This is a genomic window from Bacillus sp. FMQ74, from assembly GCF_001875785.1.
In the GTDB taxonomy this organism is placed as follows: Bacteria; Bacillota; Bacilli; order Bacillales; family Bacillaceae; genus Bacillus; species Bacillus stercoris.
In genome coordinates, this window is sequence record NZ_MOEO01000010.1 from 12,237 (window position 1) to 35,982 (window position 23,746).

Genomic DNA, 23,746 nt, shown 5'->3' on the forward strand with positions numbered 1-23,746 from the left:
TATATGTGAAAAAGCTACTTTTTCTAGTAATATCAGGGTTTTGTCGTTTAAGTTTTTTCTTTTTAGGTGTATCCTGTTGATAAAAAGGAAGTTCAGGAAATAAAATTAATTGTTATTCACATGTGGATAAGTTAAAGTAATAAGGGACGAATTTCTATTTCTGTGGATAACACATCTTCCACTTCGAACCAAACTATGTTATCTTTTAGTTTTGGCATAATAAAAATTTTTTTATATAGATGAAACATAAGTAAAGAGAGGTGAACAGCATGGATACAATTGCGGCAATTTCCACACCGATGGGAGAAGGCGCGATTGCGATTGTACGGTTGAGCGGACCAGAAGCCATTCAAATCGCAGATAAAATTTATAAAGGACCGAAGGGGAAAACACTCAGCTCGGTTGAATCACATACGATTCATTATGGTCATATCGTAGACAGACCTTCAGATCGTGTCGTTGAGGAAGTAATGGTATCAGTGTTAAAAGCGCCGAGAACTTTTACACGAGAAGATGTTATCGAGATTAACTGTCACGGGGGAATTGTGACTGTGAACCAAGTGCTTCAGCTCGCATTGAGAGAGGGAGCGAGACTGGCAGAGCCTGGCGAATTTACGAAACGTGCGTTTTTAAACGGGCGAATCGATCTTTCACAGGCTGAAGCGGTTATGGACTTAATCAGAGCGAAAACGGACCGGGCAATGAACGTTGCTATGAATCAAATGGAAGGGCGTCTTTCTGCTTTGGTGCGCCGTTTGCGCAGTGAGATTTTAGAAACACTGGCTCATGTTGAGGTGAATATCGATTATCCGGAGTATGATGATGTAGAGGAAATGACGCATCAAATTTTAGTTGAAAAGGCAACCGCCGTTAAAAAGGAAATTGAGGCGCTGTTGAGGACTTCTGAGCAAGGAAAAATCTTGCGTGAAGGTCTTTCTACCGTCATTATCGGCCGGCCGAACGTAGGAAAATCATCTCTTCTGAACAGTCTCGTTCATGAGGCAAAAGCCATTGTAACCGATATTCCCGGAACGACACGGGATGTAATTGAGGAATACGTGAATGTAAGAGGCGTCCCGCTTCGTCTGGTTGATACAGCAGGTATTCGCGAAACAGAGGACATTGTTGAGCGAATCGGCGTTGAACGTTCTCGCCAGGTTCTAAAGGAAGCGGACCTGATTTTACTTGTTCTTAATAATAGTGAAGAGCTTTCTGAAGAAGATGTAAAGCTTTTTGAAGCCGTTGAGGGCATGGACGTTATCGTGATTTTGAATAAGACTGACCTTGAGGCAAAGATTGACACTGAGCGTGTCCGTGAACTTGCCAATGGACGTCCAGTTGTTACGACATCTCTTTTAAAAGAGGAAGGCATCAATGATCTGGAAGAAGCGATTCAATCGCTGTTCTACACGGGTGCCATTGAGAGCGGGGATCTGACTTATGTCAGCAACACACGTCATATCTCTATTTTACAGCAAGCAAAACGTGCCATTGAAGATGCGCTTAGCGGCATCGAACAGGATGTCCCGATCGACATGGTGCAAATCGACCTTACAAGATGCTGGGAGCTTTTGGGTGAAATCATCGGAGATTCTGTCCACGAAAGCTTAATTGATCAGCTCTTTTCACAATTCTGTTTAGGAAAATAATAAAAGGAGGAACTAGAATCATGGGGTATGAAGCAGGCCAATACGATGTGATTGTGATTGGCGCCGGGCATGCCGGTGTTGAGGCTGCCCTCGCATCTGCACGCCAAGGCGCCAAAACGCTTGTCTTGACCATCAACCTAGATATGGTTGCATTTATGCCATGTAATCCGTCTGTCGGCGGCCCCGCAAAAGGGATTGTCGTCCGCGAAATTGACGCGCTTGGCGGAGAAATGGGAAGAAACATCGATAAAACGCATATTCAAATGAGAATGCTGAATACAGGAAAAGGTCCTGCGGTTCGTGCATTGCGTGCGCAAGCAGACAAATTCCAATATCAGCACGAAATGAAAAATACACTTGAAAAAGAACCAAACTTAACATTGCTGCAAGGAATTGTGGAGCGGCTGATTGTTGAAGACGGCGAATGCCGAGGCGTTATTACACAAACCGGCGCACACTATCGTGCGAAAGCAGTTGTCATGACGACAGGGACATATTTAAGAGGGCGTATCATTCTTGGAGATCTGTCTTACTCAAGCGGCCCGAATAACCAGCAGCCTTCTATTAAGCTTTCTGAGCATTTGGAGGAACTTGGTTTTGACCTTGTTCGTTTTAAAACAGGTACACCGCCTCGCGTTAAAAGCGACACAATTGATTACAGCAAAACAGAAATTCAGCCTGGTGACGAAGTGCCTCGCGCTTTCTCATATGAAACAGTGGAATATATCACAGATCAGCTCCCTTGCTGGCTGACATATACAAGCCCTGAGACACATGAGATTATTGACAGCAACCTGCACCGTTCACCGATGTATTCCGGTATGATCAAAGGTACTGGCCCAAGATATTGCCCGTCCATTGAGGATAAAGTAGTACGATTTAATGATAAACCGCGTCACCAGATCTTCCTTGAGCCGGAAGGCAGAAATACACAGGAAGTCTATGTCCAAGGTTTATCTACAAGCCTTCCAGAAGACGTACAGCAAAGAATGCTTGCAACGATTCCTGGACTTGAAAATGTGCAAATGATGAGAGCCGGCTATGCGATCGAGTATGATGCAATCGTACCGACACAGCTCTGGCCGACACTTGAAACAAAAAAAATCACCAACCTTTACACTGCAGGCCAAATTAACGGAACATCCGGTTATGAAGAAGCCGCGGGACAAGGAATTATGGCGGGAATCAATGCAGGAAGAAAAGCGCTTGGAAAAGAAGAAGTGATTCTAAGCCGTTCTGACGCCTACATTGGTGTTCTGATTGATGACCTTGTAACAAAAGGAACTAATGAGCCGTACCGTCTTTTGACATCGCGTGCTGAATACAGATTGCTTCTTCGCCATGATAATGCTGATTTACGACTGACAGAAATCGGGCACCGCATTGGATTGATTTCTGATGAGCGGTATGCAGCTTTTGAGAAGAAAAAAGCGGCGATCGAAGCGGAGAAAAAACGTCTGTATTCTGTAATTATCAAGCCGTCTCCAGAAAACCAAGAATATATCCGTTCTCTTGGCGGAAGCGAATTGAAAGATGGAGTTCGCGGCACAGACTTGATGAAACGTCCTGAAATGAACTATGAAACAGTCACAAAACTGGCGCCGCCAGAAGTGCCAGTTCCTCAAGACGTGGCAGAACAAGTAGAAATCCAAGTGAAATATGAAGGATATATTGAAAAATCTCTTCAGCAAGTGGAAAAACTGAAGAAGATGGAAAATAAAAAAATTCCGGATCGAATTGATTATGACGCAATCAAAGGGATCGCGACTGAGGCGCGTCAAAAGCTGAAAAATGTGCGTCCTCTGTCTGTCGCCCAAGCTTCCCGCATTTCCGGTGTAAACCCGGCGGACATTTCAATTCTATTGGTGTATTTAGAGCAGGGACGCATTGCGAAGATAGCCGAGTAGAAAGGATGACGGCATGAATATTGAAGAATTCACTTCCGGTTTGGCGGAAAAAGGGATCTCCCTTTCTCCCCGTCAGCTGGAGCAATTTGAGCTGTATTACGACATGCTGGTTGAATGGAACGAAAAAATCAATCTGACTTCAATTACAGAGAAAAAAGAAGTGTATCTTAAGCATTTTTATGACTCCATTACAGCTGCTTTCTATGTCGATTTCAATCAAGTGAACACGATTTGTGATGTTGGAGCGGGAGCGGGTTTTCCAAGTCTGCCGATAAAAATATGTTTTCCGCACCTCAATGTCACAATCGTGGATTCACTGAACAAACGGATCACGTTTTTAGAAAAGTTATCTGAAGCTTTGCAATTGGAGCATACAACATTCTGCCATGACAGAGCTGAAACGTTCGGACAACGGAAAGACGTGCGGGAAAGCTATGATATTGTGACAGCGCGAGCAGTTGCAAGATTATCTGTTTTGAGTGAGCTTTGCTTGCCTCTGGTGAAGAAAAACGGTTTATTTGTTGCTTTAAAAGCGGCATCAGCTGAAGAAGAACTGAATGCAGGCAAAAAAGCAATCACGACGCTTGGAGGAGAACTTGAGAATATCCATTCCTTTAAGCTGCCTATTGAAGAAAGCGATCGTAATATTATGGTGATACGCAAGATAAAAAATACACCTAAGAAGTATCCAAGAAAACCGGGAACTCCTAATAAATCGCCAATTGAAGGGTAATTTAGACAGCCTGATATGACAATACCATCATATTTTCATCAAAATTGATGGATGTATAGCAGGAAAAACCATGAGAAAATAGAATTATAAAAATGGCAGTTTTTAAAGGTGGTGTAGGTACATGAAGCATTCATTCTCTCGTTTCTTCGGGCTTGGTGAGAAGGAACAGGAGCCGGAGATTGCTGAACATGATACAAACAAAGAAGAGATTCTGGAAATACCGGTAAATGCTATCGTTCCCAACCGTTTTCAGCCACGCACCATTTTCTCAGATGAAAAAATCAAAGAGTTAGCAATGACCATTCATACACACGGCATTATTCAGCCGATTGTTGTTAGGCATACAGAAGAAGAAGGCCAATACGAACTCATTGCAGGTGAAAGACGCTGGAGAGCGGTGCAATCGCTTGAGTGGGAAAAGATTCCGGCGATTATTAAGGATTTTTCCGACACGGAAACCGCTTCTGTGGCGTTAATTGAAAACTTGCAGCGGGAAGAATTGTCTTCTATTGAGGAAGCCCATGCTTATGCTAGGCTGCTTGAGCTGCATGATTTAACACAGGAGGCACTCGCACAGCGTTTAGGAAAAGGGCAGTCTACAATCGCGAATAAGCTCCGGTTATTAAAGCTGCCTCAGCCAGTCCAAGACGCGATTATGGAGAAGAAAATCACCGAGCGTCATGCCAGAGCGCTGATTCCGCTGAAACAGCCTGAGCTCCAAGTCACACTGCTCACAGAGATTATTGAGAAAAGTTTAAATGTAAAGCAGACGGAAGACCGCGTGGTGAAAATGCTGGAGCAAGGCCAGAGAAAGCCAAAGCCGAAACGCAAAGCGTTCAGCAGAGATACAAGAATTGCGATGAACACGATTCGCCAGTCACTATCGATGGTGGAGGACAGTGGTGTAAAATTGAATACGGAAGAAGAAGAATTTGAAGAATATATTCAATTAACGATTCGCATACCAAAATAAAAGCTCTCCTGAAAAGCAGGAGAGCTTTTTATATTTGTTATAAAAGGTAATTAGTTACTTTTAGTGAATATTATTATATTAGAATTCTTTCCTTTGAGCTTGTGGATAAATTCTTCAGTATTTTGCGGTGAAATCACTGCATGTCCCCATCCTCCCTGATAGTAGACCGTGATGGCGTGGCGAGAGCCGATTAGACGAAAACCTGACCACAGCTTCTTTTTTTGGATCACTTTATCGATTTTTTCGTAAGGAATTTGATGTTTGATCAGTCCGGCTTTAATAATCAGATGGTGCTCCTTCAATACATATTTCAGATCAATAAAGCTCCATATGATGAGTCCATTTAAAAGAGTCAGCAGAATAAAAATGACCCAGCCCGATACTCTCGTATTTCCCAGCACAAAAGGAACAATGGCATCTGCTTGTATCAGTAATATGAGAAACACAATCATCAGCGTAACGGGTACATCTCTCTTTGTTTGATAAACCATTTTCTCACCGTCCTGTTTCCACGTTCTGTTACTGTGACTTCTTCTTTTTTTCTTTAAGAAATTCCTTTTTTAAGTCAAAAAAACATAGAAATTGTAGAATTTATAAGAGAAAGCATAAAGCGTGCTTGAATTTTCAATTATTTCCCTTCTGATTCGGAACAAAATGATGAAAAAAATGAAACGCTTTAATCTTTTTTTGATAGAATAGAAGCAAGATAGTACATGTTCATGTGAAAGTAGGTGACATCGTGGGAAAAATCATAGCAATTACGAACCAAAAAGGCGGGGTCGGCAAAACAACGACGTCTGTCAACCTTGGGGCATGTTTGGCTTACATAGGGAAAAGGGTTCTGCTGGTAGATATTGATCCGCAGGGAAATGCGACAAGCGGATTAGGGATTGAAAAAGCCGATGTAGAGCAGTGTGTGTACGATATTTTAGTAGATGATGCAGATGTTATAGATATTATTAAAGCAACGACAGTCGAGAACTTGGACGTGATCCCTGCGACGATTCAGCTTGCCGGGGCTGAGATCGAACTGGTTCCTACAATCTCAAGAGAAGTGAGATTGAAGAGGGCGCTTGAAGCAGTAAAGCAAAATTATGATTACATTATCATTGATTGTCCGCCGTCATTGGGACTGCTGACGATTAATGCTCTTACTGCCTCGGATTCCGTTGTGATTCCTGTACAGTGTGAATATTATGCCTTGGAGGGGCTCAGCCAGTTATTAAATACAGTACGTCTTGTGCAAAAGCATTTGAATACTGATTTAATGATTGAAGGTGTATTGCTGACAATGCTTGATGCTCGGACAAATCTCGGCATTCAAGTGATTGAAGAGGTTAAAAAGTATTTTAGAGATAAAGTATATAAGACAGTTATTCCACGTAATGTCCGTCTGAGTGAGGCACCAAGTCACGGAAAACCCATCATTTTATACGATCCGCGGTCAAGAGGTGCGGAAGTATATTTAGATTTAGCAAAGGAAGTGGCTGCGAATGGCTAAAGGCCTTGGAAAAGGGATTAATGCGTTATTTAATCAGGTCGATTTGTCTGAAGAGACAGTTGAAGAAATTAAAATTGCCGATTTACGCCCTAATCCTTATCAGCCAAGAAAACACTTTGATGACGAGGCATTAGCTGAACTTAAAGATTCAGTGTTGCAGCATGGCATTCTTCAGCCGCTTATCGTCAGAAAATCTTTAAAAGGCTATGATATTGTTGCGGGGGAACGGCGTTTTCGGGCAGCAAAGCTCGCGGGTTTAGAGACAGTTCCCGCGATTGTCCGTGAATTATCAGAGGCGTTAATGAGGGAAATTGCTTTATTAGAAAACCTTCAGCGCGAAGATTTATCTCCGCTTGAAGAAGCTCAGGCATATGACTCTTTGCTGAAACACTTAGATCTCACGCAAGAGCAGCTTGCCAAACGTCTTGGGAAAAGCAGACCGCATATTGCGAATCATTTAAGACTGCTGACACTGCCAGAAAATATTCAGCGGCTTATTGCCGAAGGTACGCTTTCTATGGGACATGGACGCACGCTTCTTGGCTTAAAAAACAAAAATAAGCTTGAACCGCTTGTACAAAAAGTGATTGCGGAGCAGCTTAATGTTCGCCAGCTTGAGCAGCTGATTCAGCAGTTAAATCAGAATGTTCCACGTGAAACAAAGAAAAAAGAACCTGTGAAAGACGCGGTTCTAAAAGAACGGGAATCCTATCTCCAAAATTATTTTGGAACAACAGTTCATATTAAAAGACAGAAGAAAAAAGGCAAAATCGAAATTGAATTTTTCTCTAATGAAGATCTTGATCGGATTTTAGAGCTTTTGTCTGAACGGGAATCATAAATGAAGAAACCATCTTTCATGCGAAGATGGTTTTTGTTTTATATGCGCCCAGTGAGCCTTTGCAGCGGATTAAGGCGTTCTTGCCTCCACTCTGTCCGATCTGTTAAACTCAATCCTTCCGCGAGAACATTGGCCATATTCATGACCAAGTTGAGTCTTGTATTTTGCAATACAAAATATTCCATAAAACCGCTCACATTCACGATTCCGTTAATATGAAGATCTCCCACTTCAGGAAGGTCTTTTTGCACACCGGCTCCAGGCTTTAATGGCCCGTCTCCGATTTGAAATGAACCCACACTCTTAACGCGGCCTAAGCATGCATCGACCGCTATAATAAATGGGTTTTTATGCAATTTTTGAATGTCACTGATTTTTTCCTTCATGTTCACAGCGTGGACGGGGTCAGATAAGGTTCCGTAGACATGAAATCTGGTGAGCTGCATCTGTTTGAGTTTCATTCCTACGAGCGGGCCCAATGAATCACCGGTTGAACGGTCTGTTCCGATACAAACCACGACAATTGGTTTGCCGGCAGCTTTACGTAAGGATGAAGAGAGAATGGTTTGGATTTGCTTTGCTGCAGCTGCATCTGTATGTGAAACATATTGTTTTACTCGTTCCTGAGAGGAAAAAAGCCCGCCTTTTCGATTCATAGGTTTCACTTCCTTGTTATAGTAGGTAACAGAATTGCTATAGTGTGTTTCGTTATGTAAGGTTGTTTACAGTATATCCAGCAGTACGGTTTTTTATGCTTTGTGTATGACACCGGAGATTTTAAAAAAGTAGAGGTTATGATATGAATGGTTAGTGGGTGAATTACAAATATTGTCCCCTATTGCCTCGATCATGATCAAGCTATGGTCTGCTTACAAAACACTTTATAGATAGGAATGGTTAATGAGGTTCATTCCTTCATTCCGCACACAAAATGATATTTTTTAGACTGCCTGCATCAGCAGTCTTTTTTTTTATGAGTATTTCGGATGATAATTTCAGCTTGTGTTCAAATGTCTATGAAAATATGGCATTTTTGCTTCCTTTTATTTATATAGTAACAATAACGGAAACAAGCTGATCTTTGTCTATGAGGTGATGATGTTGTGGAGAGCCGGAATGAAGTGGATGCTGCTCATATTAGGGAGCCTAATCGGGGCCGGATATGCGAGCGGTCAGGAGATATGGCAGTTTTTTGGGGCGGAAAGCGGACTTGCTATTGTGCTGTTTACAATCATGTTCATTTTCTCGTCTTATATTGTGATGAAAATCAGTTTTAAGGTTCAATCCACTCATTTTCTGCCGGTTCTGGAGCATTTAATGGGGCCATGGCTAGCGAAAATTTATGATGTTCTCATCATTTTTTATTTGTTTTCGACGACTATGGTGATGATTGCCGGAGGCGGTGTGACCCTGCAGATGTACAAGCTTCCTTTCTGGTGGGGAATCGCACTGATCTGCACCGTGACAGTGTGTTTGTTTTTGTGGGATGTGAAAGGAATATTGTCTATAAATAGTATTTTGATTCCTGTGTTAGTAGCGGGGCTTTTATATGCGCTGATCTCTTTTCAGAGCACACATCACCATACGTGGACGATTGACTTGTCTAAGCAGTATAACTGGCCTGCGAGCATCACGTTTACCTCTTTAAACATCCTTTCAGTTGTTGCGATTTTATCCTCTGTCGGGAAAGAGATGAAAGGACTCGGAGAGGCGAAAATCGCAAGTGTGGCAAGCGGTCTCATTTTTGGCGTGATCTCATTTGTTTATAATGAAACGTTAGTGGAGCTGGCGGGCTCCCTTTCTCAGTTTGAAATACCGCTGTTTGCCGTTCTGGAGGGTGCGCCTTATGTCCTTTTTTTATGTATGACGGCGGTGCTGTGTCTGGCCATTTACACGACGACGGTAGCGGGATTGCTGGGGCTGTCCAGCCGGCTGATGGGATTTGTTCAAATGCCGAGATGGTTGATTGTGTTGATTTTGTTAGTGTTAATGGTACCTTTTACTTCTTTCGGATTTTCTGATTTGATCGCGTTTTTGTATCCGATATACGGGATGTTAAATTTGTATTTGTTAGTTTGTCTTCTCTTATACCCTATTCTAAGTAAATGGAAATAAGAGGATGTATTTCTTTTCAAGTATCTTGATTGCTCTTATGATCAGTTTTTTTGTACAATAGATACAGCAGTTTATGAAAAGAGGTGAAGGGTCTTGGCGGATAAAGACTTTGGCCTGAATGATATCGTAGAAATGAAAAAACCGCATCCATGCGGAGCGAACAGCTGGAAAATTATACGCATGGGAATGGATATTCGAATTAAGTGTGAGGGATGCTCTCACAGTGTTATGATTCCGAGAAAAGAATTTGAAAGAAAACTAAAAAAAGTACTAGTCAAGCATGAGGAGCCTACTTCATAAATAGGCCGACACTCATGCTTTTTCATATAGAAGGTAAGGAGAAGACGGCGATGAGTAAAGTGCATCAGTCGGCATGTCCGCTGAATTGTTGGGACAGCTGCGGCTTTTTGGTGACTGTTGAAGACGGAAAGGTAACGAAAGTGGACGGGGATCCAAACCATCCGATTACGGAGGGCAAAATCTGCGGCCGCGGCAGAATGCTTGAGACAAAAACAAATTCGCCTGATCGGCTTCGTTATCCGATGAAAAAACAAAATGGCGAGTTTGTGCGGATTTCCTGGGAACAGGCACTTGATGAAATTGCCGATAAACTTCGGGAGATCAAGGAAACGTCGGAGACGACTGCTGTTTTGCACAGCCATGATTATGCGAATAATGGTTTGTTAAAAGCGCTTGATCAGCGTTTTTTTAATGGATATGGCGGTGTGACTGAAATCGTCGGAAGCATATGCTGGGGCTCCGGCATCGAGGCGCAAAGCTGGGATTTTGGCCGTTCGTACGGGCATGGCCCGCTTGATATTTACAACAGCAAGCATGTTGTTGTGTGGGGAAGAAATGTATCCAGAACAAATATGCACTTATACCATCATTTGCAGCAGGTGAAAAAAAAGGGCGCCACGATTACGGTGATTGATCCGATCTTCAATCCGACTGCTAAGCTTGCTGACCGCTATATCTCTGTCAAGCCTGGAATGGATGGCTGGCTTGCGGCTGCTGTTTTGAAGGTTCTGATTGAGACGGGAAGAACGGATGAAACGTTTATTTCTGAGCATTCTGTCGGTTTTGATGATGTAAAAGAGCTTTTGAAGACCGTTTCTCTGGAAGAGTTCATAGTGAAAACAGAAACTTCTATGGAGGAGCTGGAGTATTTGGCCGGTTTGTATGCTGATGGTCCGGTGTCTACTTTTATGGGGCTTGGCATGCAGCGATATAAAAACGGCGGAGGAACGATTCGCTGGATTGATGCACTCGTTGCGGCAAGCGGAAATGTCGGAATTAAGGGCGGCGGCGCGAATTTCGGAAATGTCCAGATTGGCGAGAGCTTTGCAAAAACAAAGCTGACGCAGCCGGAATTAAAAACAGCATCACGTTCATTTTCAATGATGACGCAGGCTGAAGAGGTGTTGACCGCTGCTGATCCTGCGATTGAGATGATTATTGTGACGTGTGGAAATCCGCTGACTCAGGTGCCGAATACAAACAAAGTCAGACAAGCTTTTGAAAAGGTTCCAATGACGGTAGCGATTGATTCCATTATGACGGATACCGCAAAGCTGTGTGATTATGTTTTGCCGACTGCCACTGTTTTTGAAGAAGAGGATATCTACTATTCCAGTATGTATCACCACTATGTTCAGTACGGAAAAAAACTCGTGGAGCCCCAGGGTGAAGCGAAGTCGGACAGCTGGATCTGGTCAGAGCTTGCAAAACGCCTTGGGTTTGGCGAGCTGTTTGAATACAGTACTCAAGAATTTTTAGAGATGGGGCTTTCTTCATTGGAAGCAGAGGGTGTGACACTCGAGCGTTTAAAGGAAAAAGGCCACCTCCCTCTTCCAGTAAAACAGGTGCCATGGGATGATTATAAGTTTTTGACGCCGAGTGGGAAATTTGAATTTACTTCGTCACTAGCTGAAGAAAAAGGGTTTAGCGGCTTGCTTCAATTAAATGTGCCCGAAGAGTCTGTTTTCCATAATGAGGCGTTAGCTGGAAAGTATCCTTATACGCTGTTGTCCATTCATCCGCAGCGTTCCAACCATTCACAGCATGTGCCGTTTATTGAAAAGCTTCAGCACGTTCAGGTCGATATTTCTCCAGATATAGCGGCTGAGCAAGACCTTCAGGATGGAGACGAGGTTGTCATCTTTAATGACCGCGGACGCTTGAAGGGAAAGGTGAAAGTGATGAAGCAGGCTCATGCGAAGACGATTAATATAGATGAAGGCATGTGGGCGGCTTTTGGAGGTTCAGTCAATGCACTGACAAATGATACAAATTCTGATAATGGATTGGGAAGTACGCTTTTTGACTGTTTAGTAGGCTTGAAAAAAGCATAATCAAGGAGATTTACAGGCTGAAAATGCTTTTTTGTCAGCTTGTCTTTTCCAGTGAACCTCCTTATAATTGCTCTAGGTTCAAAATACGTTCATACAATGACGGTTTTATATAGAGGAGATGAAAGAATGGCTTTAACAGCTGGAATTGTTGGTTTGCCGAATGTTGGGAAATCAACACTATTTAACGCAATTACACAGGCCGGTGCCGAATCAGCGAACTACCCGTTCTGTACGATTGATCCGAACGTGGGGATTGTAGAAGTACCTGATGATCGTCTGCAAAAGCTGACTGAGTTGGTCAAACCGAAGAAGACTGTGCCGACTGCTTTTGAATTTACTGATATTGCAGGGATTGTAAAAGGCGCATCTAAAGGAGAAGGACTCGGCAACAAATTCCTATCTCATATTCGCCAGGTTGACGCGATTTGCCACGTTGTCCGTGCTTTTTCCGATGACAACATTACACACGTTTCCGGAAAAGTTGATCCGATTGATGACATTGAAACGATCAACCTTGAGCTGATCCTCGCTGATATGGAAACGGTTGAAAAGCGGATTACACGCGTCAGCAAACTTGCGAAACAAAAAGATAAAGACGCTGTATTTGAGTTTGAGATTTTATCTAAACTGAAAGAAGCGTTTGAGAGTGAAAAGCCTGCTCGATCTGTAGAATTCACTGAAGAGCAGCAAAAGCTTGTGAAGCAGCTCCATTTACTGACTTCGAAGCCTATTTTGTATGTGGCCAACGTAAGTGAAGATGAAGTGGCTGATCCATCTGGCAATGAAAATGTAGCGAAGATTCGCGAGTACGCTGCAGGCGAAAACGCAGAAGTAATCGTTGTGTGTGCGAAAATCGAATCCGAAATTGCTGAGCTTGAAGGCGAAGAAAAGCAAATGTTCTTGGAAGAGCTGGGCATTCAAGAATCAGGCCTTGATCAGCTGATCAAAGCGTCTTACTCTCTTCTTGGCCTTGCAACATACTTCACAGCGGGAGAACAGGAAGTCAGAGCTTGGACATTCAAAAAAGGCATGAAAGCCCCTGAGTGTGCAGGAATTATTCATAGTGACTTTGAGCGAGGCTTCATTCGTGCTGAGACAGTTGCTTATGAGGATCTTCTTGCGGGCGGCGGTATGGCAGGAGCCAAAGAAGCAGGAAAAGTCCGCCTCGAAGGGAAAGAATATGTGGTCCAAGACGGAGATGTTATTCATTTCCGATTTAATGTTTAGGATGCAGTTGTAAAGGGACAAGAGCTTTGGTATAATATAAAATTGTGAGTAATAGAATTATTGCTCCTTGCCCATTATGGGCCGCTTAGTCCAAAAGGAGGTGCAAACAGATGAGAAAGTACGAAGTTATGTACATTATCCGCCCAAACATTGACGAAGAGTCTAAAAAAGCAGTTATCGAGCGTTTCAACAACGTTCTGACTTCTAACGGTGCGGAGATCACTGGAACAAAGGATTGGGGTAAACGTCGTCTTGCTTACGAAATCAACGATTTCCGCGACGGTTTCTACCAAATCGTAAACGTTCAATCTGATGCTGCGGCAGTTCAAGAATTTGACCGTCTAGCTAAGATCAGTGACGATATCATTCGCCACATTGTTGTTAAAGAAGAAGAATAAGCAATTTTGAAATATATAATGGTAAAAGGTGGTCTTTCTTATGCTTAACCGAGTTGTATTAGTCGGAAGACTGACAAAAGACCCAGAGCTTCGTTATACGCCAAACGGTGCGGCTGTTGCTACGTTTACTCTTGCTGTGAATCGTACATTTACGAACCAGTCCGGAGAACGTGAGGCCGATTTCATTAATTGTGTCACTTGGAGAAGACAAGCCGAAAACGTTGCAAACTTCTTGAAAAAAGGAAGCCTTGCAGGCGTAGATGGCCGTTTACAAACAAGAAACTATGAAAACCAGCAAGGACAGCGTGTCTTCGTGACAGAGGTCCAAGCTGAAAGTGTTCAATTTCTTGAACCGAAAAACGGCGGCGGTTCTGGTTCAGGTGGATACAACGAAGGAAACAGCGGCGGAGGCCAGTACTTTGGCGGAGGCCAAAATGATAATCCATTCGGGGGAAATCAAAACAACCAGAGACGCAATCAAGGGAACAGCTTTAATGATGACCCATTTGCCAACGATGGCAAACCGATTGACATCTCGGATGATGATCTTCCATTCTAATGTGATTATCGCCTAAAATGAAAAAGAAAGGAGGGAAATGACAATGGCAGGAGGACGCAGAGGCGGTCGTGCGAAACGCCGTAAAGTGTGTTATTTCACTTCTAACGGTATCACGCACATCGACTACAAAGATGTAGATCTTCTTAAAAAGTTTGTTTCTGAGCGCGGTAAAATTTTACCACGTCGTGTAACTGGAACAAACGCTAAATACCAACGTAAATTGACTGCAGCAATCAAACGCGCACGTCAAATGGCTTTACTTCCATACGTAAGCGGTGAGTAAGCTGATACGTAAAGAGCAAGGACCTTCGGGTTCTTGCTCTTTTTTATAGGGGGATGAAACATGAAGCTGATTTCATGGAATGTAAACGGCCTTCGGGCTGTAATGAGAAAAATGGATTTTCTCTCTTATCTGAAAGAAGAGGATGCAGATATCATATGTCTTCAGGAAACGAAGATACAGGACGGCCAGGTTGATCTCCAGCCTGAAGGCTATCATGTGTATTGGAATTATGCAGTGAAAAAAGGATATTCCGGCACAGCAGTTTTTTCTAAGCAAGAGCCGCTGCATGTCATGTACGGTATCGGAGTAGAAGAGCATGACCAAGAAGGCGCAGAGTGATTACGCTGGAATTTGAAAACGTGTTTGTGATGACTGTTTACACGCCCAATTCCAGAAGGGGATTAGAGCGGATCGATTACCGCATGCAATGGGAAGAGGCTTTATTGTCTTATATTCTTGAATTGGATAAGAAAAAACCAGTGATTTTATGCGGTGATTTGAATGTAGCTCATCAGGAGATAGATTTAAAAAATCCAAAGGCGAACCGGAAGAACGCTGGATTTTCTGATCAAGAAAGAGGGGCATTCACTCGTTTATTAGAGGCTGGCTTTGTTGACTCATTTCGTCATGTTTATCCTGATCTTGAAGGCGCTTATTCCTGGTGGTCGTATCGTGCCGGCGCCCGGGACAGAAATATCGGATGGCGCATTGATTATTTTGTTGTTTCTGAAAGCCTTAAGGAACAGATTGAAGATGCCAGCATATCAAAGGATGTCATGGGTTCCGACCATTGTCCTGTTGAACTTATCATCAATATATGATGAGATAGCAGTAAGGATTTTACACTTACTGCTTTTTTTATATGAAAAAGGAGAAGAGGATGGCAAATATAAAAGAGATTGCAAGACTGGCAAATGTATCTGTTTCAACTGTTTCGCGTGTATTGAATCATCATCCGTATGTGTCTGAAGAAAAGAGAAAGCTTGTCCATCAAGTCATGAAGGAATTGAATTATACACCAAATCGAACCGCAATCGATCTCATTCGCGGGAAAACCCATACGGTCGGTGTGATTCTGCCTTATAGCGATCATCCCTGCTTTGATAAAATCGTTAACGGAATCACCAAGGCTGCTTTTCAGCATGAGTATGCAACGACCCTCCTCCCCACCAATTATAACCCCGCTATTGAAATCAAATATTTAGAGCTGTTAAAAACAAAGAAAATAGACGGTCTTATTATTACTTCCCGCGCCAATCATTGGGACAGTATTTTAGCTTATCAGGAATATGGGCCGATCATCGCCTGTGAGGATACCGGAGACATTGATGTCCCTTGTGCGTATAATGACAGAAAAGCTGCTTATGCAGAGAGCTTTCGCTATTTAAAGAGCCGCGGTCATGAGAATATTGCTTTCACGTGTGTCAGAGAAGCTGATAGAAGCCCGAGCACGGCTGATAAAGCCGCAGCCTATAAAGCTGTCTGCGGAAGATTGGAAAACGGTCATATGCTGTCCGGATGTAACGATATGAGTGATGGTGAGCTGGCAGCCGAACATTTTTATATGAGTGGCCGGGTTCCGACTGCTATTTATGCAAACAGTGATGAAGTGGCAGCTGGAATTCATCTATTCGCCCGGAAGAATAATTGGGATGTTGAAATTATAGGTGAGGGAAATTCTTCTATCAGCCGTGTTCTTGGATTTCCATCGCTTGATTTGAATCTTGAGCAGCTTGGCACCTCCGCATTTTCTCTCTTTTTGCAGGATGAACCCGTTGATATCAAAATTCAGCATAACTTTGAGAAAAAAGCTTGAACTGAAATGCATTTCATACCTTATAACTTCATTGAAGGTAAAGGAGGAGAAGAAATGCGAATTGAACATACAGCGATCTGGGTCAATGATTTAGAGCGAATGAAGTCTTTTTATGAAACGTATTTTAATGGCAAAGCGAATGATTTGTATCATAATGAGAAAAAGGATTTTAAATCTTATTTTATTACGTTCGATTCCGGAGCAAGGCTGGAGATTATGAAAAAAGGGAATGTGACCGATCCGCCTTCACAAACGATGACAGGCTGGGCACACATTGCCTTTTCCGTAGGAAGCCGGGAGAAGGTTGATGAACTGACTGCCCGATTGAAGAAGGACGGTTTCGCAGTAGTAAACGGCCCAAGGACAACAGGAGACGGCTACTATGAAAGTGTGATTGAAGATGAAGAAGGAAATTTGATCGAGATTACAATTTGACATCTGGAGTGACTTGAATGCTGAAGACAGAAAAAGAAAAAATGGCAGCCGGAGAATTATACAATTCGGAAGATCAACAACTAGTACTAGAACGCAAGCATGCGAGACAGCTGATTAGACAATATAACGAAACACCAGAAGATGATGCAGTGCGGACAGAGCTTTTGATGGAGCTGCTCGGTTCGGTTGGGGATCAAGTCACGATTTTGCCGACATTTCGCTGTGATTATGGCTATCATATTCATATCGGAGATCACACATTTGTAAATTTTGACTGTGTCATTTTAGATGTGTGTGAGGTGCGTATCGGCCGTCATTGTTTGATTGCGCCGGGTGTACATATCTACACGGCTGGACATCCTCTTGATCCGATTGAAAGAAAGTCCGGGAAGGAGTTCGGTAAGCCTGTGACAATTGGAGATCAAGTTTGGATCGGAGGCCGGGCAGTGATTAACCCAGGAGTGACAATTGGTGATAATGCGGTGATTGCTTCAGGATCTATTGTGACTAAGGATGTGCCCGCTAACACTGTTGTAGGCGGAAACCCTGCGAGGATATTGAAGGAATTGTAAAGAGATCAGTGCGGCAGATCCGCACTGACTTTTTTAAATTTGTTTCGCATTGGTATTAGGGCCGAAGCAGATTAACAGCAAGGAGCATGCGAGCCAGCAGCCGCCTATAAATAAGAAGACGCTGACATAGCCGAGCTGAACGGCAATAAATCCGACAAGCAATGAGCCGAAAATGTTTGAAAAACGGCCCAGACCATAGGCTAATCCGCTGCCGGACGAGCGGTATTCAGTCGGATAAGGTTCAGATGTATAGGCGTATAAGTTCGAGGTGAAAACCCGTTCTGTGATATTTACGATAAAACCAAACACAATGATCATGATGGGAATAAAAGTCATGCCATATAAGAGCCCGGCGATGGCCGTTAGAAACGCGCTGGCAGCTAAAATCCACTTTCTTTGAAATCTCTCAGAAATCATGGAGCCGAGCAGTGCGCCAAGCGGAGCGCCGACAGAATGCAATACGTTATACCACAATGTATTTTCCATGGTGACACCATTGCTTTTTAGCAGGCTTGGAACCCATGAGGCAAATCCGTAAAACCCAAACGTTTCAAAAATCCATACAGCAGATAAAATAATGGTGATTTTGAGGTTTCTGCCTTTCAATAATCCTGCGTAACCGGCATGCTGTTGAACGGAACTGTTTGCTTTAGATTGAGCCGGTGCCGGAAGCGGGCCTTTCTCCTGTTCAACCTGCGCCTCAATTCGGTTGAGGATCGCATCAGCTTTCGCATATTCACCGCGATTTTCATGCCAGCGAGGTGACTCTTCCAGACGGCGGATGAAGAAAAAATAAATAAGGCCGACGGCACCCCATACAAATACAAGCCTCCATCCCCATGAACCGAGCGGAATGACAAAGGCAGACACAATGTTGGTGATCGGAACCCCGATCAAACCAATCATGGCACAAAAAGAAATATATTTTCCACGTACACTTGAAGGGAAAAATTCCGCCAAATAGCTATTCGTAATGACCATGGCTGCTGCGACGCCAAATCCGGTGAGAAAACGGAATGTCATTAAAGATGGAATGTCCCATGCAGCGGCATTGCACAGCGATGCGATTGAGAAAACAAAGACAAATAGATTTAAGGCTTTTTTGCGGCCGATTCGATCGGACAGCCGTCCACCCAGTGAAGCGCCTAAAAACATGCCTAAAAATGAAGCCGCCGTCACGTTGGCAATAGTTGAAAGCGGAATGCCCCAATGCTCGATCAGTGCCGGCGCTACATTGCTGAGGGTAAATAAATCTGCGAGATCAAAGAAATAAACAATGCCGAGAGCGGTTAACACTTGCAAATGAACGCGTGAAATCGGAAGGCGGTCTAAACGATTCGCTGCGTTTGAGAAAGGATGTGCATTCTTTTGTTTGAAGATCGTATTCATAAAAAACCCCCTTTTAAGTAGTAAGAAAAGACTGATAATTCCCTTCTTGTGAATATTATAAGTATCTTGGTTCATTGGCGACAGAGTTCAAATCACTAGATGGGAGAACTAAATTCGCACTTTTTCTGTTCATTTTGCTTAAAAGATTTCCAAAACAGTAGATTCATAGACCGATTTATGCAAATATATAGTAATATTCACATTGAAAGGAAGAGACATAGAAGGAATGAATTCATTTATCCGTCCTATAGAAGGAAACAATACGCTGTGGAGATACTTTTTCGCTTTTTTGGTGATGGTAGGGTTATATGTATTCGGGAATATAGCTTACCTTTTCGCCATACTGTTCACGGTTATTGTGAATCCGGATATCACGTTTGATTTGGATGAAGCTGTGCTGAGTGATCCTCTTGTAGATCTTTATTTGTCCCATGTGATTTATTTATTCGCCATTCCGGGAGTTTGGCTGGCTGTGCGCTTTATTTTGAAGCGGCCTTTCCGAACGGTGATTACACCGAATTCTAAGATCAATTGGCGGAGAATTTTGTTTGGCTTTATTGCTTATTTCTTGCTGATGATCATCGTACAATTGATTGATTTTGCGATTCATCCAGACAATTATTCAATGCAAGCCTTTGATGCCACACGGTTTATCTGGCTGCTAGCAGCGGCTCTCATTTTGGTTCCGTTTCAGACATCAGCCGAGGAATTGTTTTTCAGGGGATTTTTGCTTCAAGCTTTCGGGAGATTGACGAAAAATCCTCTAATCTTGACACTGATTGTCGGAGGATTGTTTGGCGTATTGCATTTTGCGAATCCAGAAATGAACAATGGAGCTGTCTGGGCAGGAATTGAGTACTTAACATTTGGTTTTGTGTGGACCTATTACACGATTAAAACTGGCAGTATTGAAATATCACTTGGCGCCCATGCCGCGAATAATATGTTTTTGTGTATGTTTATTACAGAAAAAAACAGTGTGTATGGAGGAATTCCTTCTCTCTTTACGGTTACGCGGGGGAACCCAATGTGGGAGGCTTTCTTTACGATAGCGGTCAATCTTGTGTTTGCGGGGATCGCTTTATGGTACCATAAGAAATCAAAAAGTAAGCAGCAAGGGTCTTAATCCCTGCTGCTTATTAACGTGTGGATCGCTTCTTCGATATTCGTTGTCGGCTGCTGGCAGGCGAAGTTTTCACAAATATACACGGTTGTTTTGCCGTCTATAATGCGGTAGTCTGCTGCAAATGGTGCAATGTCTTTGCATTGCTCGGGATGCTCTGCCACCAGAATGGAGTCGTTAGGCTTAAAGGCTTTTTGGAGCTCCGCTATGATTTGTTTTCTGGCTGGATCGTCTGCGTTGCCAAAAATAACGATTTCTTTCTTAGGCATCAGATGCCTTAACACACTTTGCATAAAGAAAGCATGGCCGCTCGGATACGCGTCGATGTCCGGCTTGAATACAGAAAACATCGTTTCTGCTTTTTCAATCAGTGATAAGTCGCCTGTGACTTGTCCGAGACGCAGCAGCTGAACAGCTGCCACGCTGTTTCCGGAAGGCACGGCGCCGTCGTACACTTCTTTTTCCCGGACGATTAAGGCTTCTGCATCGTGTCCGGAAAAATAGAATCCGCCATGCTCCTCATCCCAAAATAAGCCGATCATATCGTCTGTCAGTTTCTTCGCTTTTTGTAAATAAGATAGATCAAACGAAGCTTCATAGAGATCAAGATAGGCCCATAGGAGAAAAGCGTAATCGTCGATAAAGCCTTTGTTTTTCACTTCGCCGTCTCGATACCGGACCATCACACGGCCGTCGATGATTAAATTTTTTTCAATAAATGTAATGGCGTCTTTCGCTAGGCTGAGATATTCCGGTTCCTGGTATACCTTTGCTGCTTTGGCGAGACCCGCGATCATCAGTGCGTTCCATGAGGTCAGCACTTTATCATCGACATGCGGATAGGTTCTTTGTTCGCGAATGTTCAAGAGCTGCTGTCTTGCGTTTTCGAGCTTGATGCTGAGCTCTTCTTCGGTTAACCCGGCATCCGCTTTGATTTGTTTTCGTTTTGTGTGAATGAGGTTTGGAATATTTTTGCCTTCAAAATTTCCTTCTTCAGTGATGTCATACACTTGGCAATACAGCGTTCCGAGATCGTCCCCGAGCGTTTTCAGAATCTCTTCCTTTGACCACACGTAGTACTTTCCTTCTTCTCCTTCTGTGTCCGCGTCTAAAGCGGAGAAAAAGCTTCCGTCTTCATGAGTCATTTCCCGCTGAATAAACGTAATGATCTGCTCACAAATCTCTTTATAGCGGCTGTTTTGCGTGACCTGATAGGCTTCGGTATAAGAGGTCAGCAACAGCGCATTGTCGTAGAGCATTTTTTCAAAGTGGGGAACAAGCCACTCGTCATCGGTTGAATAGCGCGCGAACCCATACCCGATATGATCGTAAATGCCGCCATTCGCCATGCTGTCCAATGTTTTTGTCACGTTGTATAGAGCGTTCTCCTGCCCTGTATTGTGATAATAACGAAGCAAATACATCAACATATGAGGCATTGGAAATTTCGGTGCCTGCCCGAAACCGCCGTAGATCGTGTCAAACCCGCTGGCAAGCTGCTGGAATGTCCGGTGAATTGCTGATTCGCTAAGGCCCTCACCAGTTTTTGCAGCTGTTTTGGTCTGTAAATGTTTAGCGGCGTTCTCCGCAATATCCTCGACATGCTCGCGGTCGTTCGCAAACGTCTCAGACAGATGCTCAAGCACATCAACAAAACCGGGACGATTGAATTTACTCGTCTTTGGAAAATATGTACCCGCGTAAAACGGCTTTTGATCAGGCGTAATAAATACATTCAACGGCCAGCCGCCCTGCCCGGTCATCAGCTGGCAGATTCTCATATAAACAGAATCCACATCCGGCCGCTCTTCCCGGTCGACTTTAATCGCCACAAACCGTTCATTGAGAAGACGCGCGATTTCTTCGTCTTCAAAGCTTTCGTGGGCCATGACATGGCACCAATGGCAAGTCGAATAACCGATGCTGACCAGAACCGGCTTGTTTTCGCGTTTTGCTTTTTCAAAGGCTTCATCTCCCCACGGGAACCAGTCCACAGGGTTGTGAGCGTGTTGGAGTAAATATGGGGACTTCTCAGCGATTAATCTATTGGGTTTATTGTTAGTGGGCATGGGACCACCTTCTTTCACTTTTGCTATTTGTTGCTATTTTTACTTTACCATAATGGAGTTTAGTTTATGCCTTATTAGATTAGATTTTATTACTCGTCTAGTGAAAACCAGCCATTTTTGCGCACAATTTTTTGCAAAATCAAGACTTATAACCATTTGCAGTTTCTTGTAAAGTTGTAACTAATAAAGAAATAGTGAAATAAACCAGGTTTTTAATGCGTTGATTATTTGATACAGGAGGAAAGAGAATAACAATGGCATATTTATATTTAGCACTCGCAGTTTTAGGTGAACTTATTGGTTCTTCTATGCTCAAGGCAGCTGAAGGTTTCTCAAAACTTTACCCTACTATTGGTACAATTATTTCCTTTATTGGTTCATTTTTCTTTTTATCACTTGCAATGAAGACCATACCTTTGAATACTGCCTATGCACTCTGGTCGGGTATAGGTATTATTGCTACTACAATAATTTCAATTTTGATTTGGAAAGAAAAAATTAACGTTGCCAGTGTTACTGGGATTGTTTTAATACTTGTAGGAGTTGTAATATTAAATCTTTTTGGTCCTGGTCATGGTGAAGCACACAGTGTTGAAAACGCAAGTGCTACTACAAATAATGAAACGGATTGAGGTTGTAAAGTTTTATAGGTTTGTTAGTGAGGTGTATAAAACCTCACTTTTTTATTTATATCATTTTTAGCTGGATTGGTTTTATTTGGAATGGAATTGCGTTGGACGTTGTGCAATAATCATTAATCTCTCAAAGTGGTCTTACTTAATACTTCAAATCAGTGGTACAATTAGGAAAAAACAAGGAAGCTTGTATATGGAGATTTTAAGTGTGATTTTGCAGTTAGTATTGGTTTTTGTTGGCTGGTTTATAATTACTTATGTTAAAAAATTACCTGATCAAGTACATGCCAAAAATTTAAAAAAAATTGAGCACGATTTAAATACTCAGTTAGAAGAGTTCAGAAATAAACTGACAACTGACCTAGAGTTAGTGAAAATCAATGAAGCTCAGTTACATATTCATAAGACAGAAGAATTTGTAAGACTTATTAGGCTACTTGTTATGAATTTGACTGATAAAGATTATATAAATGAATTGTCAACAAATGAAGAAGTTAAGAAAGAGCATATTAAAAGTATGACTGAGTTAGGTTCTAAACTTTTTTTCTTTGCATCAGATGATACTGTTAAAAAGTTTGTTGAGTATAGAAAGCAATCTTTAAAAACTAATAAGCTCGAAGAAGCTGAAAAATTAATAAACCTTTTGGGTGAACTAATGGTTTTAATAAGAAAAGATTTAGGGTACAGTCAGACTGAATGTAATAAGAATGATTATTTACATATCTTGTTGAATGATTGGGATAGGTACGAACAAAAATATAATGAAAGAGGATAACTTTTGTTATCCTCTTTTAATTTTTTTATACATTACAATATCATGTTAAGCCTCGAAAGTATTCGGCGATATCCAAGAGAAGAATCGGTTCAAAGAATTGAGACAATTAAACGATTAAAGAAATCTGGTTTGTCCATTTCGGAAATTAGTGATTGGATAGTTAATAATGATTAATAAATGTTTATTATGAGAAGGAGTTGAGACAAGCTCTTGTGCTTTTACACATAAAAGTTGTTTACTAAGTTGTATTGTCTTAGGCCAACAAGTAAACAACTTTTTTGTAAGTATCATACCTCCACTATTCAACGGGAATCATGCTGTAGACAATCTATTCTTTTTGAACCTCTTCATACTCTTACATAAGGAACTTTATATTTTGGGTAATCTAAAAA

24 protein-coding genes and 1 pseudogene are annotated in these 23,746 nt (G+C 42.4%); 21 read left to right on the top strand and 4 right to left on the bottom strand.

From position 1 onward, the window contains the following. The first annotated feature begins 269 nt into the window (after positions 1-269). From mnmE to noc, 4 genes are all read left to right on the top strand, one after another. Positions 270-1,649, top strand: coding sequence for a tRNA uridine-5-carboxymethylaminomethyl(34) synthesis GTPase MnmE (gene mnmE / locus BLL41_RS17430; protein WP_071578818.1), 1,380 nt, complete (start codon positions 270-272; stop codon positions 1,647-1,649). Positions 1,650-1,669: 20 nt separating this feature from the next. Beyond that, positions 1,670-3,556, top strand: a complete 1,887-nt coding sequence (gene mnmG / locus BLL41_RS17435; RefSeq protein ID WP_014666149.1) for a tRNA uridine-5-carboxymethylaminomethyl(34) synthesis enzyme MnmG — start codon at positions 1,670-1,672, stop codon at positions 3,554-3,556. Positions 3,557-3,569: 13 nt separating this feature from the next. Continuing rightward, positions 3,570-4,289, top strand: a complete 720-nt coding sequence (rsmG, locus tag BLL41_RS17440; RefSeq protein WP_071578819.1) for a 16S rRNA (guanine(527)-N(7))-methyltransferase RsmG — start codon at positions 3,570-3,572, stop codon at positions 4,287-4,289. A 121-nt stretch (positions 4,290-4,410) separates the two neighbouring features. Continuing rightward, positions 4,411-5,262 (top strand): nucleoid occlusion protein, encoded by an 852-nt coding sequence (gene noc, locus BLL41_RS17445; RefSeq protein WP_071578820.1) that lies wholly within the window; start codon positions 4,411-4,413, stop codon positions 5,260-5,262. A 50-nt stretch (positions 5,263-5,312) separates the two neighbouring features. Here the strand turns inward: noc and BLL41_RS17450 are convergent, their stop codons facing one another. Further along, positions 5,313-5,753: a PH domain-containing protein gene (locus tag BLL41_RS17450; protein WP_071578821.1), complete on the bottom strand. Its 441-nt coding sequence runs from the start codon at positions 5,751-5,753 to the stop codon at positions 5,313-5,315. A gap of 248 nt (positions 5,754-6,001) precedes the next feature. Here BLL41_RS17450 and soj point away from each other — a divergent pair, with 248 nt between their 5' ends. Continuing rightward, complete coding sequence (gene soj / locus BLL41_RS17455; RefSeq protein WP_003219244.1) at positions 6,002-6,763, top strand: sporulation initiation inhibitor protein Soj; 762 nt, start codon at positions 6,002-6,004, stop codon at positions 6,761-6,763. Beyond that, positions 6,756-7,604, top strand: a complete 849-nt coding sequence (spo0J, locus tag BLL41_RS17460) for a stage 0 sporulation protein Spo0J (protein ID WP_071578822.1) — start codon at positions 6,756-6,758, stop codon at positions 7,602-7,604. Before soj ends, spo0J begins: the two co-directional genes overlap by 8 nt. Positions 7,605-7,642: 38 nt before the next feature. Here spo0J and yyaC read toward each other — a convergent pair whose 3' ends face one another. Then, on the bottom strand, positions 7,643-8,260 hold the full coding sequence (yyaC, locus tag BLL41_RS17465) for a spore protease YyaC (RefSeq protein WP_071578823.1): 618 nt from the start codon (positions 8,258-8,260) through the stop codon (positions 7,643-7,645). A 442-nt stretch (positions 8,261-8,702) separates the two neighbouring features. On the opposite strand from yyaC, the gene BLL41_RS17470 reads away from it, so the two are divergent. The 11 genes and pseudogenes from BLL41_RS17470 to BLL41_RS17520 all read left to right on the top strand — a co-directional run bounded on the left by BLL41_RS17470 (position 8,703) and on the right by BLL41_RS17520 (position 17,363). Further along, complete coding sequence (locus BLL41_RS17470; RefSeq protein ID WP_071578824.1) at positions 8,703-9,719, top strand: YkvI family membrane protein; 1,017 nt, start codon at positions 8,703-8,705, stop codon at positions 9,717-9,719. Between the two features lie 93 nt (positions 9,720-9,812). Next, the gene (locus BLL41_RS17475; protein ID WP_003219236.1) at positions 9,813-10,019 is read left to right on the top strand and encodes a DUF951 domain-containing protein; all 207 of its coding nucleotides are present in this window, start codon (positions 9,813-9,815) and stop codon (positions 10,017-10,019) included. A gap of 50 nt (positions 10,020-10,069) precedes the next feature. After that, complete coding sequence (locus tag BLL41_RS17480) at positions 10,070-12,073, top strand: molybdopterin-dependent oxidoreductase (protein ID WP_071578825.1); 2,004 nt, start codon at positions 10,070-10,072, stop codon at positions 12,071-12,073. Between the two features lie 126 nt (positions 12,074-12,199). Beyond that, positions 12,200-13,300: a redox-regulated ATPase YchF gene (ychF, locus tag BLL41_RS17485; RefSeq protein ID WP_071578826.1), complete on the top strand. Its 1,101-nt coding sequence runs from the start codon at positions 12,200-12,202 to the stop codon at positions 13,298-13,300. A 110-nt stretch (positions 13,301-13,410) separates the two neighbouring features. After that, on the top strand, positions 13,411-13,698 hold the full coding sequence (gene rpsF, locus BLL41_RS17490; protein ID WP_003244064.1) for a 30S ribosomal protein S6: 288 nt from the start codon (positions 13,411-13,413) through the stop codon (positions 13,696-13,698). Positions 13,699-13,738: 40 nt separating this feature from the next. Then, positions 13,739-14,257: a single-stranded DNA-binding protein SsbA gene (gene ssbA / locus BLL41_RS17495; protein ID WP_003219228.1), complete on the top strand. Its 519-nt coding sequence runs from the start codon at positions 13,739-13,741 to the stop codon at positions 14,255-14,257. A 43-nt stretch (positions 14,258-14,300) separates the two neighbouring features. After that, positions 14,301-14,540, top strand: coding sequence for a 30S ribosomal protein S18 (rpsR, locus tag BLL41_RS17500; RefSeq protein WP_003219224.1), 240 nt, complete (start codon positions 14,301-14,303; stop codon positions 14,538-14,540). Positions 14,541-14,600: 60 nt separating this feature from the next. Further along, positions 14,601-15,361 (top strand): annotated as a pseudogene (gene xth, locus BLL41_RS17505) (exodeoxyribonuclease III). Between the two features lie 59 nt (positions 15,362-15,420). Further along, on the top strand, positions 15,421-16,356 hold the full coding sequence (gene ccpB / locus BLL41_RS17510; protein ID WP_071578827.1) for a transcriptional regulator CcpB: 936 nt from the start codon (positions 15,421-15,423) through the stop codon (positions 16,354-16,356). Between the two features lie 54 nt (positions 16,357-16,410). Continuing rightward, the gene (locus BLL41_RS17515; protein WP_071578828.1) at positions 16,411-16,791 is read left to right on the top strand and encodes a VOC family protein; all 381 of its coding nucleotides are present in this window, start codon (positions 16,411-16,413) and stop codon (positions 16,789-16,791) included. Between the two features lie 17 nt (positions 16,792-16,808). Beyond that, positions 16,809-17,363 carry a sugar O-acetyltransferase gene (locus BLL41_RS17520; RefSeq protein ID WP_071578829.1) on the top strand — a complete coding sequence of 185 codons (555 nt, stop codon included), beginning with the start codon at positions 16,809-16,811 and terminating at the stop codon, positions 17,361-17,363. Between the two features lie 33 nt (positions 17,364-17,396). Here BLL41_RS17520 and BLL41_RS17525 read toward each other — a convergent pair whose 3' ends face one another. Continuing rightward, the gene (locus BLL41_RS17525; RefSeq protein ID WP_071578830.1) at positions 17,397-18,752 is read right to left on the bottom strand and encodes an MFS transporter; all 1,356 of its coding nucleotides are present in this window, start codon (positions 18,750-18,752) and stop codon (positions 17,397-17,399) included. A 226-nt stretch (positions 18,753-18,978) separates the two neighbouring features. On the opposite strand from BLL41_RS17525, the gene BLL41_RS17530 reads away from it, so the two are divergent. Continuing rightward, a complete protein-coding gene (locus BLL41_RS17530; protein ID WP_071578831.1) occupies positions 18,979-19,878 on the top strand; it encodes a CPBP family intramembrane glutamic endopeptidase in 900 nt (299 codons plus the stop codon). On the opposite strand, the gene BLL41_RS17535 is transcribed toward BLL41_RS17530, so the two are convergent. Continuing rightward, positions 19,875-21,944: a thioredoxin domain-containing protein gene (locus tag BLL41_RS17535; RefSeq protein ID WP_071578832.1), complete on the bottom strand. Its 2,070-nt coding sequence runs from the start codon at positions 21,942-21,944 to the stop codon at positions 19,875-19,877. The two genes, BLL41_RS17530 and BLL41_RS17535, sit on opposite strands and share 4 nt — an antisense overlap. 254 nt (positions 21,945-22,198) lie before the next feature. Between BLL41_RS17535 and emrC the strand changes: the two genes are divergently transcribed. The 3 genes from emrC (at position 22,199) to BLL41_RS17550 (ending at position 23,528) form a co-directional block, all read left to right on the top strand. Further along, complete coding sequence (gene emrC / locus BLL41_RS17540; RefSeq protein WP_071578833.1) at positions 22,199-22,576, top strand: multidrug efflux transporter outer membrane subunit EmrC; 378 nt, start codon at positions 22,199-22,201, stop codon at positions 22,574-22,576. A gap of 196 nt (positions 22,577-22,772) precedes the next feature. Next, positions 22,773-23,354 carry a hypothetical protein gene (locus tag BLL41_RS17545; RefSeq protein ID WP_071578834.1) on the top strand — a complete coding sequence of 194 codons (582 nt, stop codon included), beginning with the start codon at positions 22,773-22,775 and terminating at the stop codon, positions 23,352-23,354. A 42-nt stretch (positions 23,355-23,396) separates the two neighbouring features. Continuing rightward, positions 23,397-23,528 (top strand): MerR family transcriptional regulator, encoded by a 132-nt coding sequence (locus BLL41_RS17550; RefSeq protein WP_256252461.1) that lies wholly within the window; start codon positions 23,397-23,399, stop codon positions 23,526-23,528. The last annotated feature ends 218 nt before the right edge of the window (positions 23,529-23,746 follow it).